This is a genomic window from Pseudomonadota bacterium, assembly GCA_016719885.1.
Classification (GTDB): Bacteria; Pseudomonadota; Gammaproteobacteria.
The window spans coordinates 210,032-225,527 of the sequence record JADJYF010000005.1; the positions used below are offsets into that span (position 1 = coordinate 210,032).

Sequence of the window (15,496 nt, forward strand, 5' to 3'; positions counted from 1 at the left end):
CCGGCGCCTGCGCCGGCCGCGCCTAAAGGTACTGGCTGGCGTAGTCGGCCAGGCGCGAGCGCTCGCCCCGCCGCAGGGTCACGTGGCCGCCGTGTTCCCAGCTCTTGAAGCGGTCCACCACGTAGGTGAGGCCCGAGGTGGTTTCGCTGAGATAGGGCGTATCGATCTGGCCGACGTTGCCGAGGCACACCAGCTTGGTGCCGGGGCCCGCGCGGGTGATGAGGGTTTTCATCTGTTTCGGCGTCAGGTTCTGCGCCTCGTCGATGATCACGTAGCGGTTGAGGAAGGTGCGGCCGCGCATGAAGTTCAGCGAACGGATCTTGATGCGATGCTGCAAGAGGTCATGGCCGGCGGCGCGACCCCACTCGCCGCCCTCTTCAGAGTCCGACAGCACCTCGAGGTTGTCCATCAGCGCGCCCATCCAGGGCGTCATTTTTTCCTCCTCGGTGCCGGGCAGGAAGCCGATGTCCTCGCCGACGGGAATCGTCACGCGGGTGATGATGATCTCGCGGTAGCGACGCTGTTCCATGCATTGCGCGAGGCCGGCGGCCAGCGCCAGCAGCGTCTTGCCGGTGCCGGCGGTGCCGACCAGCGACACGAATTCGATTTCCGGATCCATGAGCAGGTTGAGCGCGAAGTTCTGCTCGCGATTGCGTGCCGCCACGCCCCACACCGCGTGGCGCGGCTGGCGGTAGTCGCGCACCTGGCGCAGCACGAGCTTGTCGTTCTCTTCGCGCACGATGGTCAATTCCAGCGCTTCGTCATCCGCGACGTAGACGAATTCGTTGGGGATGGCGGGCGTGACGATGCCGCGCGGAATGCTGTAGTAGGTGCCGCTGTCATCCTTCCAGCACTTGACGTCGTTCTGGCAGCGCGCCCAGAAATCGGCCGGCATTTCCTGCGCGCCGGTGTAGAGGAGATCGATGTCGTCGAGGACCTTGTCGTTGTAGTAGTCCTCGGCCGGCACGCCCAGCACGCGCGCCTTGATGCGCAGGTTGATGTCCTTCGACACCAGGATGACCTTGCCCCAGCCGCCCTCGGCGCGCAGCGCGAGGCCGGTTTCGAGAATGCTGTTGTCCGGCGTGTTGGCGGCAATGCCGCCGAGATTGCCGACCTTGAGCGGCGTGGTCTGCAGGAACAGCTTGCCGCCGCCGGGCGCGGCCGGTGCGCCGCCATTGGCGTAATTGTCCAGCGGCAGACCGGCGGTGATGGCGGCTGCGTCGGCGTCGCCGATGATCTGGTCAAGGAAGCGGCTGGCCTGGCGCGCGTTGCGCGCGACCTCGGACACGCCCTTCTTGCTGGCGTCGAGCTCTTCCAGGACGATCATCGGAATGAACAGCTGGTGCTCGGCGAAGCGGAATAGCGCCGCCGGATCGTGCATCAGCACGTTGGTGTCGAGCACGTAGGTGCGCAGGTCGTCAGTCATCGGAATCCTCGCTGGGACGCGATGTTCCGTGTGTGGCCAAGTGGCTTACTTGACCGGCTCCATGATCGCGTCAAGGTTGTGCTGGTCGCAGAAATCCATGAAGTCGCTGCGCATGCCGGCGATGGAGATATTGGTCGGAATGCTGATGGTCATGTGCAGCGAGAACATCGGCGTGCCGGTATGCGCGGCGGCGTAGTTGCCCGAGTACATGTCCTCGATGTTGATGTCGCGGCGCGAGAAGAACTGCGCAATCTGATGCACGATGCCGATCTGCTCGACGGCGATGACCTCGACCGCGTAGGGCATGAGGTTGTGGGCCGGCTGGCGCGAGGCGGCGCGCTGCGAGGTGATCGAAATGTCGAGATCCTGCGCGAGACGCGGCAGCATGTTCTCGATCTTGGCGATCGCATCCCAGGTACCGCCCAACAGCACCATCATGGCGAAGCGATCGCCCATCACCGACATGCGGCTCTCGGCGATGGCACAACCGCATTCACGAATGGCGCGGACGATGGGTTCAATGAGCCCGGCGCGGTTGGCGCCCATGGCCGAAATGGCGACGAGATTCTGCATCAAGAGGGGTGTTATGGTTCGCGTGCGCGGCTTGGCAAAGGGAGGCAATTGTGCACGCTGGGCGCGCCGCGGGGCAAGCTTTAAAGCGTGACGGCTCTTCACACTGCGGGCAAAATCTCCGCGCTTGTCGTGGCCCTACTCAATCGATACCATAACTGGTTGTTTTCAAGGATATTCGCATGCGAACCATCAGCGGCAGCATCGTTGCGCTCGTGACCCCGATGCACGCGGGGGTCGAAGCCGAGACCGCGCTCGACGACAGCGCCCTCGCGCGCCTCGTCGAATTTCATATCGACAACGGTACCGATGGCATCGTCGCGGTCGGCACCACCGGTGAATCGGCCACCTTGAACGAAGAAGAACACCTCGCGACCGTGCGACGCGTGGTGGAACTGGTCAAGGGCCGCATCCCGGTCATTGCCGGTACCGGCGCCAATTCCACCCACGAGGCCATCCGCCTCACCCGTCACGCCAAGTCCGCCGGCGTCGACGCCTGCCTGCTGGTGACGCCGTACTACAACAAGCCGACCCAGGAAGGCCTGTACCTGCACCACAAGGCGGTCGCCGAGGCGGTCGACATTCCGCAGATTCTCTATAACGTGCCGAGCCGCACCGCCTGCGACATGCAGCCGGCCACGGTCGCGCGCCTGGCCAAGGTGCCGAACATCATCGGCATCAAGGAAGCGACTGGCGATCTCGGTCGTCTGACCGCCATCGCGGACCTGTGCGGCCAGGATTTCCTGTTGCTGAGCGGTGACGACGCGACCGCCTGCGATTTCATTCTGAAGGGTGGCCACGGCGTGATTTCCGTCACCGCCAACGTCGCGCCGAAACTCATGCATGATTTATGTGTCTTGGCTGCTGGTGGTGACGCCGCCGCAGCCCATGCCGTCGATGAGAAGCTCCAACCCCTCCATCGTGATCTGTTCGTTGAAGCCAATCCCATCCCGGTGAAGTGGGCGGTAGAACGCATGGGACTCATGGACGCCGGTATCCGCCTGCCGCTGACCTGGTTGTCGGCGGAGCGCCAGCCGGTGGTGCGCGAGGCGCTGCGTCACGCGGGAATCGCCTGTCGCGCGTGAGCGACTTTTCGCCGTCAGCCCTGAAACGAGGATTTTTGTTTATGTCCAGAACCGCACTTGCGTGCGTATTGATGGCGGCTGCGCTCAGCGGCTGCAGCAAACTTGTGCCGAAACTCGACGAAGTCCTCCCTGACAATCGCAAGGACTACAAGAAGGCGCAGACCCTGCCCGATCTCGAAGTGCCGCCGGATCTCAGCTCCGAGGCCATCAAGGATCGCATGGCGATCCCGGAGGGCGGCAAGACCGCCAAGTACTCCACCTACCAGGAGCGTCGCGCCGAGCGCCAGAAGGTGGCCGAGGTCGAGAAGAGCAACACCGCCGCGGTGCGCGTGCTGGAAAACGAACACGTGCTGTCCATCGCCGGCGCACCGGTGCAGGTATGGCCCAAGCTGCGCGACTTCTGGGCGACCCAGGGTTACAAGCTCGAACTCGACGATGTCGACCTCGGCGTGATCGAGACCGGCTGGTCCGAAGACAAGGCCAAGCTCTCGCGCGACAAGTTCAAGCTGTTCGCGGAGGCCGGCGCGGAGGCCGGTACCACCGTGTTGTACCTGTCCCACGAAGGCCAGGAACTGACGCCCAAGGGCGAGTCGCTGGAGTGGCAGCGCAAGCCGCGTGACGTCGACGCCGAACGCCAGATGGTCGACAGTCTGCAGACCTACCTGGCCGGTCAGGGCACCTCGGTGGTGTCGCAGTCCTCCCCGGGCGACGGCGCGGCGACCGCCGCCACCGCGGCGCCAGAGGCACCGGTCGCGGCCGCCGAAGCAGCGGACAGCGGCGCGGCCGCCGCCACGCCCGCCGCGCTCACCGGCGAGCACCATGCCGACATCGTCACCGTCGGTGGTGGCAAGACCTACTTGAGCCTCGCCGAGGAATTCCCCACTGCGTGGAAGAGCACCGGCGCAGCGCTGGAACAGGTGGGCGTACAGATCAAGGACTCGGACAAGGGCCGTGGCGTCTACATCGTCAAGGTCACGGGCGCCGGCGGCGAAACCGGCGGTCTGTCCAAGCTCAAGTTCTGGAGCCGCGACGGCGCCAAGGAATTGCAGGTCAGCCTGACCGGTGTCGGTCCCAAGACCGAAGTGGTGGTGCTGGACCGCGACGGCCGCTGGGAAACCGGCGAAGCCGCGGCCACGCTGCTGAAGAAGCTGCACACCGCGCTGAACGGCGGACACGGCTGAGTCACGCCCGTTCCCCGCTGCCGATGCACTTCGCGGTTCTCGGCAGCGGCAGCGGCGGCAATGCCACGGTGGTGCGCCGTGGCGACGCGGCCTTGCTCATCGACTGCGGACTGTCGGTCCGCCAGCTCGAACGGCGCATGGCCCTCATTGACTGCCCGCCCGAGACGCTGACCGCGATCCTCGTCACCCACGAACACGACGACCACATTGCCGGCGCCGCGGCGCTGTCGCGCAAGTACGCCATTCCGATCGTGACCAGCCACGGCACCCACGCCGCCGCGCGCGAGCGGCTGGCCCAGGCTCACGGCGTGGAAGCGGTACGCTCGGATCGCGACTTCGATTTCGGCGTGTTCAAGGTCAAGCCGGTGCTGGTGCCGCACGACGCACGCGAACCCTGCCAGTTCGTCATCGGTGATGGCGAATCGCGCTTCGGCATGCTCACCGACCTCGGCCACGCCACTGCGCACGTGCTGCGCGAGTTCGGCGCGCTCGATGCGCTGGTGCTGGAATTCAACCATGAGCCGGCCCTGCTGGCGGCGAGCGCCTACCCGGCGTTTTTGCGTGAACGCATCGCCGGCCCCTACGGTCACCTCGGCAACGACGCCGCGTTGGCCCTGCTCGCAGGTCTCGACACCTCGCGCTTGCACACGCTGGTGGCGGCGCACCTGAGCGAGAAGACCAATCGACCGGGCCTGGTCGCCGACCATCTGCGCGAACGGGCGCCGGCCGCGGCACGTTGTTCCATAGCCGATCAGCACCAGCCCTTGCCGTGGCAGGCGGTGGCGCGACCACGCCGCGCCGCGGCCAACGCCGGCGGGCGATAATTCGCGGACAATGCCCGCGCATCACGCGCCGTCGCGCGTTGGCGCGCCGTACACAGCAAGGTGACCTGATCATGGCCAGCGAGGCAGCAAGCAGCACGAACGGTATCGTCGAGTACGACGCCATCATCATCGGCGCCGGCATCTCCGGCATGTATCAACTTTTGACCCTGCGGCGTCTCGGTTTGTCGGCGCACGTGTTCGAAGCCGGTACCGGCGTCGGCGGCGTGTGGTACTGGAATCGCTATCCCGGTGCGCGTTTCGACTCGGAGTCGTGGAGCTACGGCTACGGGTTCGACAAGGACCTGCTCACCGAGTGGGAATGGAGCGAGCACTTCGCCGCCCAGCCGGAAACGCTGCGCTACCTCAGCCATGTCGCGGATCGCTTCGACCTGCGGCGCGACATCAGCTTCTCGAGTCGCGTCAAGGCCGCACATTACGACGAAGTCGCCAACCTGTGGCGCATCGAGCTGGAGGACGGCAGGCGCGCGGCGGCGCGCCTGCTGGTGTCGGCGGTCGGCCCCTTGTCGGCGCCGGTGATGCCGCGGTACGAGGGCATGGACAGCTTTGCCGGCGAGGCCTGGCACACCGGTTTGTGGCCCCATTCAGCGGTCGATTTCAGCGGCAAGCGCGTGGCGGTGATCGGCACCGGCGCCACCGGTGTGCAGCTGATCCAGGAAGTGGCCAAGAGCGCCGCCCAATTGACGGTATTCCAGCGCTCGCCCAACTGGTGCGCGCCGCTCAACAACTCGCCCATCGATGCCGCCGAGCAGGCGCGGCTCAAACGCGAACTGCCGGACATCATCGCGCGATGCAATGCGAGCTTCGCCGGCTTCATCCACGAGGCCGACCGCCGCAGCGTGTTCGATGTCTCGGCGGCCGAACGCGAAGCCATCTTCGAAGGCTTGTACGCGGCGCCGGGTTTCGGCATCTGGCTCGGGAATTTTCGCGACACCTTGCTCGACCAAAAGGCCAACGACGAACTCAGCCGCTTCGTCGCCAACAAGATCCGCGGCCGCGTGAAAGATCCCGCGCTCGCCGAGAAACTGATCCCGACCAGCCATGGCTTCGGCACGCGTCGCGTGCCGATGGAGACCGGCTACTACGAGGTCTACAACCAACCCAACGTGGAGCTGGTGGATATTTCCGCGACCCCCATCGAACGCATCACGCCGCGCGGCATCGTCACCCGTGAGCGTGAATTCGAGTTCGACATCATCTGCTACGCGACGGGTTTCGACGCGGTGCTGGGCTCGCTCAATCGTATCGACGTGCGCGGCCTTGGCGGTCTCGCGTTGAAGGATTGCTGGGCCGCCGGCCCGCGCACCTATCTCGGTCTCACGGCGCAGGGATTCCCCAACTTCTTCACCCTGGTCGGCCCGCACAACGCCGCGAGTTTCTGCAACATCCCGCGCTGTATCGAACAGAACGTCGAATGGGTGCGGGATGTCGTGGCCTACATGCAGGCCGAGGGCCTGACGCGCATCGAACCGCGCGAGGAGGCGGTCGAGGCGTGGACGCAGCACGTGCTCGACGGCGTCGAGAAACTCCTGTTCAGCAAGGTCAACTCGTGGTTCATGGGCGTCAATCCCAATATCCCCGGCCGCCAGCAGCGTCACTTCCTGCTCTATGCCGGCGGCTTGCCCTTGTATCGCAAGCGCTGTGAAGAGGAAGCGGCGAGCGGTTACGCGAATTTTCGCTTGAGTTAGTGCGATTCTCGAATGTGCGAATGAATTCGCACCTAGCGAGGTGCGCGCAAGTCATCGCGCCTTGAGCGCTACTACTTCTTCTTGACGTGACTCATGAGGCGCCGGCGTTTTTCCTGCTGGCGCTGGTTGAGATTGTTGCGGCGTCCCGCGTACGGATTGGCGCCCTGGCGGAATTCAAGTTGGATGGGGGTGCCGACCAGGTCGAGTTTTTCGCGGAAGAAATTTTCGAGATAACGCTTGTAGCTGTTGGGTACACCGTCGACCTGGTTGCCGTGGATGACGATGGTGGGCGGGTTGCGTCCGCCGAGATGCGCGTAGCGCATCTTGATGCGTCGACCATTGACCATCGGCGGCGCGTGGGCGGTGGTGGCCTGCTGCAGGAGCTCGGTCAGGTCATGCGTGCGCGGCGCGGCGAAAGCCGATTCCCAGGCGGCATCGATGGCGGAGAACAAATCGCCGACGCCGCTGCCGTGCAGCGCCGAGATGCAGCGCACTTCGGCGAAATTGGCGAAGCGCAGGCGGCGCTCCAGCTCACGTTGGATGTGTTCGCGCTGGTCGCCCGACAGGCCGTCCCACTTGTTGACCACCACCACCAGCGCGCGCCCGCTGTCGAGCACCATGCCGAGCAGGTGCAGGTCCTGTTCGATGATGCCGTCGTGGGCATCGATCAAAAGCAGCGCGATTTGTGTTCGCTCCAGCGCGTTCAAGGTTTGCACCGCGCTGAACTTCTCCTCGAGGCCATGGGTGCGGCCGCGTTTGCGCAGGCCCGCGGTATCGATGATGGTGTAGGCGCGCCCGCGCCGTTCGAAATCGCTGTCGACCGCGTCGCGCGTGGTGCCCGGCACGTTCGAGGTGATCATGCGGTCCTCACCGAGGATGCGATTGACCAGCGTCGACTTGCCGACGTTGGGTCGGCCGATGACGGTGATGCGCACGCGCTCGCCGCGCGCTTCCTGCTGGTAGGATTCGCGCGATGGCCAGTCGGCGGTGAGATCTTCGATCATCGCCGTCACGCCGTCGCCATGGGCGGCGGATATCGCGTAACCGCGCGACAGGCCGAGGCTCGCGAACTCGGCGAGCGCGATATTGCTCTCACGGCCTTCGGCCTTGTTCACGCACAGCACCGCGCGGGTGCCGCCCTCGCGCAGGGTCTTGACGATCTCCTCGTCACTGGCATTGATGCCGGCGCGGCCATCGACCATCACGATCACCGCGTCACACAGGCGCGCGGCGGTCAGGGCCTGGGCGCTGACCTGGTTGGCGAGGGAATCTTCCTGCTGGCCTTCGATACCACCGGTATCGACCACGATGTAGCCGGCGTCGCCGACGCGCCCGATGCCGACCTTGGGATCGCGCGTGAGTCCCGGCACGTCGGCCACCAGCGCGTCACGCGAGCGGGTGAGGCGATTGAACAGCGTGGATTTGCCGACGTTCGGTCGACCGACGATGGCGATGGTGGGTTTGCCGCCTGCGGCCGTGAACGGCTTCATCTCGGACATGCGGGCCTCCAGCGCGACGCTCGCGGGCGACGACCATGGCCCAGCGCCACGGTCACACCGTTCATTGCGGCCGCAACGCGACCAACTGGCCGGTGGAGGAATAGACCAGCAGAATGCCGTCGGCGCCGATGGCCGGCGCGATGATGCGCTCCTTGGTCACGCGCTCACGGTATTCGAAGTCACCGGTCGCGGCGTCCAGCCAATGTACGTGGCCTTCGAAGTCGGCCACCACCACGTGGCCCTGGAAAAAGATCGGCGCGGTGACGAAGCGATTGGCCAGCGCCTCCTGCTTCCACACCGAGGTGCCGGTCTTGGCATCGAGCGCCCAGATCGAACCCTTGTCATCGGTGACGTAGACGCGATCGTCGCCGACCGACAGCTCTTCGTAGGACGACACTTCGCGGGTCCACAGGATCTTGCCGTCGGCTATCGACAGCGCGGCCACCGAGCCCTGGAAGCTCGAAACATAGGCCATGGTGCCGACGATCACCGGCGCCGCATCGACGTCGACCATGCGTTCCAGGTCGGAACGGCCGGTGGGCGTCGCCAGCGGGCTCTCCCACACCATCTTGCCACTCTTGAGATTGACGGCCGCGAAGCGGCCATTGTCGAAGCCCGCCATGGCGACGTCTTCTTCGATCACCGGAGGCGCCACGCCGCGCAGGGTGAGGGTCGGCACGCTGCGCTCATAGACCCACATCTCGGCACCGGTCGCGGAGTTCAAACCGTACAGACGACCGTCGCCGGTGCGCACCACGGTCACGCCGTTGGCGGCAGTCGGCGCGGCCAGCACTTCGCTCGAGACCTTGGCCACCCAGCGCACCTTGCCGGTGTCGGCCTCGCGCGCTATCACGCGGCCGTCGCCCGTGCCCATCAGCACCAGGCCATCACCGCCGCCCGGGCCGCCGGTGTACTGCACGTTCTTGTCGTGGATGTCCCATTCTTCCTTGCCGGTCGCGAGCGTGCTGGCGACCAGGTGACCATAGCGGTCGGCGACGAACAGGCGTTCGCCGAACACCACCGGCGTGAGCTTGAGATATTGTTCGTCGGAGCCCTTGCCGATGCGATCGGACCACAGCTTCTCGACCTTGAGCCGTGCCTCGAACTCTTCGAGTTCGTTGGGCTTGATGGCGTTGCTGGACTCGCGAAGGATCAGATCCTTGGTGGTCTGGCAGGAGGCGAGCACGGCGACCAGGGTCGCCAGCATCAAGGCGCGCAGCAGCAGGCTCATGCTCACGATCCGTGGTTCTGGGCGGCGGTGGGGCTGGACAGGTTGTCGAGCTTCAGCTGGATGGAGTCGCGATCGAGGCCGAGCTTGTCGGCGCCGGCCAGGGCTTCGAGGTACTTGGTGCGCGCGCCCTTGATGTCACCGCGCGCCGCCAGCACATCGGCGCGCAGCTCCGCGATGCTGTCTTCGCCGTCGACCGACGCGATGTTCTGCAAGAGCTTGAATGCGTCGTCGGCCTTGCCTTCGGCCAGCAACAGGCGCGCCAGGCGTTCGCGCGCCACGTTGGCCAGTTCGCCTTGGCCGTCGCTGTCCAGCATGCGCTGCAATTCGGCCTTGGCCTGCGCGTAGTCGTTCTTTTCGACCGCCATCTTGGCGACCAACAGGCCGCTGAGCTTGGCGTAGACGGAATCGGGGTAGGACTCGATGATGGCATGGCCGGCCTTCATCGCATCGTCGATTTTCTGCGCGGCGGCCATCTCGATGAGCTGCTCGTAGTTCTGCGAGGCGCTTTCGGCGTGCGCCGACTGGGTCGTATCCCAGTAGCGCCAGGCCGCCAGGCCACCGATGCCGAGGGCCAGGCCGAGCAACAGCGCATTGCCATTGTTCTTCCACCAGCGGCGGATTTGTTCAACCTGTTCCTGCTCTGAAACGTAAGCGTCCATTGGGCCTTCTCCGCCGGTCAGGCGTCGCTATGCTGGATAAATCGGGTCGCGATTATAGCCGGATTCCCGGGGGGTGCCCGGCCGTGTTCAGGGCGCCGCGCCGAGCAGCGCCGCCAGTGCCTCGGCCACGCTGCCCTGGGCATGCACGGCCTGGGCGCGCTCGCCGCGCAGCGGTTTGACGGTGACGGTGCCGGCCGCCACTTCGTCGTCGCCGAGCAGCAGCGCGACCGCCGCCCCCGACCTGTCGGCCTTCTTCATGCGTGATTTCAAACTGCCGCCGCCGACGTGCAACACGATGGACCAGCCCGGCAGCGCGCTGCGCAGATCCTCCGCGAGCTTTACCGCGTGGCTGTCCAGCGCTTCGCCGGTGGCACTGACGTATACCGCCGGCGCCGTTGTCGGCCGCGCTTGCGCCTCGCACAGTTCCAGCAGACGCTCGACGCCCATCGCGAAGCCGATAGCCGGCGTCGGCTTGCCGCCCATCACTTCCACCAGGCCGTCGTAGCGGCCCCCGGCACAGACTGTGCCCTGCGCGCCGAGTTCAGTGGTAATCCACTCGAACACGGTCTTGGAGTAGTAGTCCAGGCCGCGCACCAGGCGCGGATTGCGCGTGACCTCGACGCCATTGGCGGCGAGCATCGCGCACAGGCTTTCGAAATGCGCGCTCGATTCCTCGTCGAGGTGATCGGCCAGCGACGGCGCCGCCGCCACCAGCTCGCGCAGCGCCGGGTTCTTGCTGTCGAGGATGCGCAGCGGATTGCGCTCCAGGCGGTCGCGCGAGTCTTCGTCCAGCACATCGAAATGGTCGCGGAAATACTCGGTCAACACCGCGCGATAGCGCGCACGCGCTTCACTCGAGCCCAGTGAATTCATCTCCAGGCGCAGGTTGGTCAAGCCCAGTTCGCGCCACAGGCGCGCGGTCAGGAGTATGACTTCGGCGTCGATTTCCGGTCCGGCCGCACCGAACACTTCCACGCCAATCTGGTGAAACTGACGATGGCGGCCGCGCTGCGGCCGTTCGTGACGGAACATCGGGCCCGCATACCACAGGCGCAAGGGCAACTGCTGCAGCAGACCGTTCTGCAACACCGCGCGCACGCAGCTCGCCGTGCCCTCCGGGCGCAGGGTCAGGCTGTCGCCGTTGCGATCGTCGAAGGTGTACATCTCCTTCTGCACGATGTCCGTGGCATCGCCGATCGAGCGTTTGAACACCGCCGACTGTTCGACCAGCGGCATGCGGATCTCGCCGTAGCCGTAGCTGGCCAGGAGCCTGGCAACGGTGTCTTCGAAGGCGCGCCACGCGGCGCTGGCCGGCGGCACGATGTCGTTCATGCCGCGCACCGCCTGCAAATGACTGCTCATTGTCGAGTCGACTCCTGGGCTGACTGGTTGCCGTCCCCGAGGCTGGTTTTGACCACGCCGTCGCGCGCCAGGGGCGCGAGGTCGATGCGCTTGCCGTCGAAGGACAGACGCACCGCCGGCGCGTTGCCGATGACCAGTGCGTAGGGCCGTTTACCGGTAATGCGAACCTCGTTGCCGGGGCGGACCAGGTTGTAATAAAGACGTGCGCCGCCGGCATCGAGGATCTCGACCCAGGCATCGGCGCTGGAATTGAGGACGATGTCAGCGACGCCGCCGGCGGCCACGGTCGCGTCAGCGGCCGGTGACGTGCCGGTGTCCTGCGCGGCCGCGCCGTCGCTGGCGCCGTCGGCGATGCTGGCTTCCGGATCCGGTGCGCGGAAGAACGGGTCTTCGGAATGCGCGACCTGCTCGAATTGATAGGACAGCGGCTCGGTGGGCGGGATCGGCACGATCGCCGACGGATTGCTCTCGTGCAGGTAGTCGAGCATCGAAAACGAATCGCCATGCGAGCGCCACCACATTGCGATCAACACCAGCAGGCCGGCCAGCAGCGCGAAGGTGGTGTATCGCACGATGCGACTGTCGCTCGTGATCTCCATTGGCGGGCGCGACTCGAAATCGGCCAACGGCGGCGCCTCTCGCGTGCTCTGGGCATCGAACTGTTCGAGCAGGTGCGCAGTGTCGAGCCCGAGTTCCTTGCCGACCGAACGCAGGTAGCCGCGCACGAAGGCCGGCGCCGGCAGTTCGTCGAAGCGCTCTTCCTCGAGCTGTCTGACGATGCGCGGTTCGAGGCGCAGATTGCGCGCCAGGTCGATTTGACTGAGATTGCGCTGCTCGCGCGCGAGCTTGAGCGCGGCGCCTATGCCGCCGTGCTGCCCTTCACTGCCGGAACGCTGAGGTTCACCCGTATCGTGCTCGGTCACTGCGGCTTCGATTCGAGCAACTGCTTGGTTTGCTGGGAGTCGGGAAAGTTTTTCTGCAGCTGCAGTGCGTAGCTCGCCTCGTCATCGCGGTTGCCGAGTCGACGCTCGATCTGCACGCCCAGCCACAAGGCACGCGCGTTCATGGTGGCGATGGCGCTGTAGCGCTGCAGGTAGGCGCGCGCCTGCAGCGCGCGGTCCAACTGCAGGCTGAGGTCGGCCATCTGCAGCAGGGCCGGCGGCATCTGGCTGTTGATTTCCAGCGCCTTGCGGAAATAGCCATCGGCCTCGTCGAGCTTGCCATTGCCCATGGCGCACGCGCCGGCGTTGTAATAGCCGCTCTCGGCGTTGGGATAGAGCGGGTTGGCGACCGCTTTCAAAATCAGCTTCTGGCCCTCGTCGAAGCGCCCGCGCTGGCACAGGAACTGGCCGAAGTTGTTCAACACCGCGGAGTTGTCGCCATCGATGCGCAGTGCCTGCTTGAAACTCGCCTCGGCCTTGTCGTACTGGCCGATCACAGCGTGCAGCAGCGCCAGCGTGCCATGCGCGTTGACGTTGCGCGGGTTGAGTTCGACCGCCTTGGTGAGTTTCTCCATGGCGGTCTGGTATTCGCGGTTGCGCATGTACTGCGCGCCGAGTTCGGCATTGATCTCCGACAACTTGCCGCGGTCGGCCGGCGGCTTGTTTGCCGTCGAAGGCGCCTGGCAGGCGGCCAGCGCGACAGCGAGGAGCACAACGGTGAAAGCGAGAACGTACTGACGCATCAGCTCATCTCCTCGGCAGCGGCCCGGCTGGCGGTCGGACGCTGGTGACGGCGCGCGCGGGCCTGTACCTCGCCGACCAGTTGTCCGCAGGCCGCGGCGATATCGTCACCGCGCGTCTTGCGCGTGACGGTGACGATGCCCGAGCGCGACAGGCGATCGCGAAACGCGTTGATGACCTCGTCACTGGAGCGTTCAAAGCCGGCGCCGGCAAAGGGATTGAAGGGGATCAGGTTGACCTTGGCCGGCAGGCCCTGCAGCAGCCGAATCAGCGCGCGCGCTTCGCCGACGCTGTCGTTGACGCCCTTCAGCATCACGTATTCGAAGGTGATTTCCGCATGCGGATTGTTGGCCACGTAACGTTTGCACGCCGCCAGCAATTGCTCGATGGGAAAACTGCGATTGATCGGCACCAGCTTGTCGCGCAGCTCGTCGTTGGTCGCGTGCAGTGAAATGGCGAGGCTGACCGGGCAATGCGCGGCGAGCTTGTCGATGCCCGGCACCACGCCGGCGGTGCTCAGGGTCACACGCTTGCGCGACAGGTTGTAGGCGTTGTCATCGAGCATGAGACGCATGGCGGGCACCACGGCGTCGAAGTTGAGCAGGGGTTCACCCATGCCCATCATCACCACGTTGGTGATGTGACGACCGAGCTTGGGCGTCTGGCCCAAGGCGCGCGCCGCCTGCCACACCTGGCCGATGATCTCGGCGGTGGTGAGGTTGCGACTGAAGCCCTGGCGCGCGGTCGCGCAGAACGCGCAGTCGAGCGGACAACCGACCTGCGAGGACACGCACAAGGTGCCGCGGTCGCCCTCGGGAATGAATACCGTCTCGATGGAATTGCCGTTATCGACCCGCATCAGCCATTTGCGCGTGCCGTCGTTGGACAGCTGCTCGGCGATGATGGCGGGCGGACGAATCTCGCAGTGTTCTTTCAAGTGCTCGCGCAGCGCGCGGCTGAGATTGGTCATCGCGTCGAAATCGACGATGCCGAGCTGGTGCACCCACTTGACTACCTGCGTGGCGCGAAATCCGCGCTCACCGATGCTCTCGAAGTAGCCGGCCAGACCGGCGGCATCGAAGTCGAGCAAGTTGGTGAGCGCGGCGGCCGTCATGACATCAGCTACGCGAGAAGATTTCGCTGTCCTTGAAGAAGAACGCGATCTCGATGCGGGCAGTGTCGGGACCATCGGAACCGTGCACCGCATTTTCCGTGATGCTGGTGGCGAACTCGGCGCGGATGGTGCCCGGCGCCGCGTTGGCGGGGTTGGTGGCGCCCATCACGTCGCGGTTGGCCTGGATGGCGTTTTCACCTTCCAGCACCTGCACCACCACCGGGCCGTAGGTCATGAATTCAACCAGTTCGCCGAAGAACGGCTTTTCACGGTGGACGCCGTAGAAATCGCCGGCCTGGGCCTCGCTCATACGGATCATTTTCTGGGCAACCACACGCAGGCCGGCGGCCTCGAATTTGGCGACGATCCCGCCAATGTGATTGTCACGCACCGCACCGGGCTTGATGATGGACAGCGTGCGTTCTATGGCCATGCTGGAATGCTCCCTAACTTCTTGATAAAGCGCTTAAAAACGGGCGCCATTATACTGATTAAAAGGGATAAAACCACTGCCGGACACAGTTTTTTGCGGCGCCGCAGCGAACCACCGCGGCAAAGGCGGAAGGGGTGGTCGCCCCAGCCTCAATACAGACCGGTCTCCAGGCGAGCCGCCTCGGACATCATTTCCTGGTTCCACGGCGGATCGAACACCAGTTCCACTTCCACGTCGTCGACGTTCGGTACCTGCGCGACTTTCGTACGCACGTCGTCGACCAGGAACGGGCCCATGCCGCAGCCCGGCGCGGTCAGCGTCATGTCGATTTCGACGCGGTTGCCGCCATTTTCGCCCGGCATCACCTCGCAACGATAGATGAGACCGAGCTCGACGATATTGATCGGAATCTCCGGGTCGTAGCAGGTCGAGAGCTGTTCCCAGATGAGATCGGTGTCGACGCTGCCGTCGGCATTGCCCTCGGCATGCTCGGCCGGCAGCGACGCCGCCTCCATGCCGAGCGCATCGACATCCGCGGCCGCGATACGGGCCAGGTTGCCGTTGGCATTGACCGTCACCGCGCCGCCCAGCGCCTGCGTGACATAGACCACGGTGCCGGCGCTCAAAGTGACCTTCGAGCCCTCTGGAATCATGACCGCCGCGCAATCGCGGGCGAGGCTGATGGGCGTGCCGTAGAGGTTGGGTTGGTTCATGCTCACTTCGC

Annotated in this window: 15 protein-coding genes; 4 read left to right on the forward strand and 11 right to left on the reverse strand. The window is 65.3% G+C overall.

Annotation, left to right across the window (positions count from 1 at the left end):
* Positions 1 to 22: 22 nt before the first annotated feature.
* Both IPM80_06675 and IPM80_06680 read right to left on the reverse strand, forming a co-directional pair.
* On the reverse strand, positions 23 to 1,426 hold the full coding sequence (locus IPM80_06675) for a PhoH family protein (protein MBK8958108.1): 1,404 nt from the start codon (positions 1,424 to 1,426) through the stop codon (positions 23 to 25).
* Between the two features lie 45 nt (positions 1,427 to 1,471).
* Entirely contained in the window at positions 1,472 to 1,999 is a 528-nt protein-coding gene (locus IPM80_06680; protein MBK8958109.1) for a glycine cleavage system protein R, read from the reverse strand.
* A 179-nt stretch (positions 2,000 to 2,178) separates the two neighbouring features.
* Between IPM80_06680 and IPM80_06685 the strand changes: the two genes are divergently transcribed.
* The 4 genes from IPM80_06685 to IPM80_06700 all read left to right on the forward strand — a co-directional run bounded on the left by IPM80_06685 (position 2,179) and on the right by IPM80_06700 (position 6,792).
* A complete protein-coding gene (locus IPM80_06685; protein MBK8958110.1) occupies positions 2,179 to 3,081 on the forward strand; it encodes a 4-hydroxy-tetrahydrodipicolinate synthase in 903 nt (300 codons plus the stop codon).
* A 41-nt stretch (positions 3,082 to 3,122) separates the two neighbouring features.
* Positions 3,123 to 4,262 carry an outer membrane protein assembly factor BamC gene (gene bamC, locus IPM80_06690; protein ID MBK8958111.1) on the forward strand — a complete coding sequence of 380 codons (1,140 nt, stop codon included), beginning with the start codon at positions 3,123 to 3,125 and terminating at the stop codon, positions 4,260 to 4,262.
* A 23-nt stretch (positions 4,263 to 4,285) separates the two neighbouring features.
* Positions 4,286 to 5,086 carry an MBL fold metallo-hydrolase gene (locus tag IPM80_06695; GenBank protein MBK8958112.1) on the forward strand — a complete coding sequence of 267 codons (801 nt, stop codon included), beginning with the start codon at positions 4,286 to 4,288 and terminating at the stop codon, positions 5,084 to 5,086.
* 71 nt (positions 5,087 to 5,157) lie between these two features.
* Positions 5,158 to 6,792, forward strand: coding sequence for an NAD(P)/FAD-dependent oxidoreductase (locus IPM80_06700; GenBank protein MBK8958113.1), 1,635 nt, complete (start codon positions 5,158 to 5,160; stop codon positions 6,790 to 6,792).
* Between the two features lie 71 nt (positions 6,793 to 6,863).
* Here IPM80_06700 and der read toward each other — a convergent pair whose 3' ends face one another.
* The 9 genes from der to sufT form a co-directional block, all read right to left on the reverse strand.
* A complete protein-coding gene (gene der, locus IPM80_06705; protein ID MBK8958114.1) occupies positions 6,864 to 8,282 on the reverse strand; it encodes a ribosome biogenesis GTPase Der in 1,419 nt (472 codons plus the stop codon).
* Positions 8,283 to 8,352: 70 nt separating this feature from the next.
* Positions 8,353 to 9,522 (reverse strand): outer membrane protein assembly factor BamB, encoded by a 1,170-nt coding sequence (bamB, locus tag IPM80_06710; GenBank protein MBK8958115.1) that lies wholly within the window; start codon positions 9,520 to 9,522, stop codon positions 8,353 to 8,355.
* Positions 9,523 to 9,524: 2 nt separating this feature from the next.
* On the reverse strand, positions 9,525 to 10,181 hold the full coding sequence (locus IPM80_06715; protein MBK8958116.1) for a tetratricopeptide repeat protein: 657 nt from the start codon (positions 10,179 to 10,181) through the stop codon (positions 9,525 to 9,527).
* Positions 10,182 to 10,268: 87 nt separating this feature from the next.
* Positions 10,269 to 11,543: a histidine--tRNA ligase gene (gene hisS / locus IPM80_06720; protein MBK8958117.1), complete on the reverse strand. Its 1,275-nt coding sequence runs from the start codon at positions 11,541 to 11,543 to the stop codon at positions 10,269 to 10,271.
* Positions 11,540 to 12,466 carry a helix-turn-helix domain-containing protein gene (locus IPM80_06725; protein ID MBK8958118.1) on the reverse strand — a complete coding sequence of 309 codons (927 nt, stop codon included), beginning with the start codon at positions 12,464 to 12,466 and terminating at the stop codon, positions 11,540 to 11,542. Before IPM80_06725 ends, hisS begins: the two co-directional genes overlap by 4 nt.
* Positions 12,463 to 13,227, reverse strand: a complete 765-nt coding sequence (gene pilW, locus IPM80_06730; protein MBK8958119.1) for a type IV pilus biogenesis/stability protein PilW — start codon at positions 13,225 to 13,227, stop codon at positions 12,463 to 12,465. The genes IPM80_06725 and pilW overlap by 4 nt, the downstream gene beginning before the upstream one ends.
* Positions 13,227 to 14,339, reverse strand: coding sequence for a 23S rRNA (adenine(2503)-C(2))-methyltransferase RlmN (gene rlmN / locus IPM80_06735; protein ID MBK8958120.1), 1,113 nt, complete (start codon positions 14,337 to 14,339; stop codon positions 13,227 to 13,229). The genes pilW and rlmN overlap by 1 nt, the downstream gene beginning before the upstream one ends.
* Before the next feature lie 4 nt (positions 14,340 to 14,343).
* Complete coding sequence (ndk, locus tag IPM80_06740) at positions 14,344 to 14,772, reverse strand: nucleoside-diphosphate kinase (protein ID MBK8958121.1); 429 nt, start codon at positions 14,770 to 14,772, stop codon at positions 14,344 to 14,346.
* Positions 14,773 to 14,921: 149 nt separating this feature from the next.
* A complete protein-coding gene (gene sufT, locus IPM80_06745; protein ID MBK8958122.1) occupies positions 14,922 to 15,485 on the reverse strand; it encodes a putative Fe-S cluster assembly protein SufT in 564 nt (187 codons plus the stop codon).
* Between the last annotated feature and the right edge of the window lie 11 nt (positions 15,486 to 15,496).

Bases quoted from the DNA above. Each gene is read 5' to 3' on its own strand.
- IPM80_06675 (MBK8958108.1), bottom strand. From the start codon at position 1,426: ATGACTGACGACCTGCGCACCTACGTGCTCGACACCAACGTGCTGATG.
- IPM80_06680 (MBK8958109.1), bottom strand. From the start codon at position 1,999: ATGCAGAATCTCGTCGCCATTTCGGCCATGGGCGCCAACCGCGCCGGG.
- IPM80_06685 (MBK8958110.1), top strand. From the start codon at position 2,179: ATGCGAACCATCAGCGGCAGCATCGTTGCGCTCGTGACCCCGATGCAC.
- bamC (MBK8958111.1), top strand. From the start codon at position 3,123: ATGTCCAGAACCGCACTTGCGTGCGTATTGATGGCGGCTGCGCTCAGC.
- IPM80_06695 (MBK8958112.1), top strand. From the start codon at position 4,286: ATGCACTTCGCGGTTCTCGGCAGCGGCAGCGGCGGCAATGCCACGGTG.
- IPM80_06700 (MBK8958113.1), top strand. From the start codon at position 5,158: ATGGCCAGCGAGGCAGCAAGCAGCACGAACGGTATCGTCGAGTACGAC.
- der (MBK8958114.1), bottom strand. From the start codon at position 8,282: ATGAAGCCGTTCACGGCCGCAGGCGGCAAACCCACCATCGCCATCGTC.
- bamB (MBK8958115.1), bottom strand. From the start codon at position 9,522: ATGAGCCTGCTGCTGCGCGCCTTGATGCTGGCGACCCTGGTCGCCGTG.
- IPM80_06715 (MBK8958116.1), bottom strand. From the start codon at position 10,181: ATGGACGCTTACGTTTCAGAGCAGGAACAGGTTGAACAAATCCGCCGC.
- hisS (MBK8958117.1), bottom strand. From the start codon at position 11,543: ATGAGCAGTCATTTGCAGGCGGTGCGCGGCATGAACGACATCGTGCCG.
- pilW (MBK8958119.1), bottom strand. From the start codon at position 13,227: ATGCGTCAGTACGTTCTCGCTTTCACCGTTGTGCTCCTCGCTGTCGCG.
- rlmN (MBK8958120.1), bottom strand. From the start codon at position 14,339: ATGACGGCCGCCGCGCTCACCAACTTGCTCGACTTCGATGCCGCCGGT.
- ndk (MBK8958121.1), bottom strand. From the start codon at position 14,772: ATGGCCATAGAACGCACGCTGTCCATCATCAAGCCCGGTGCGGTGCGT.
- sufT (MBK8958122.1), bottom strand. From the start codon at position 15,485: ATGAACCAACCCAACCTCTACGGCACGCCCATCAGCCTCGCCCGCGAT.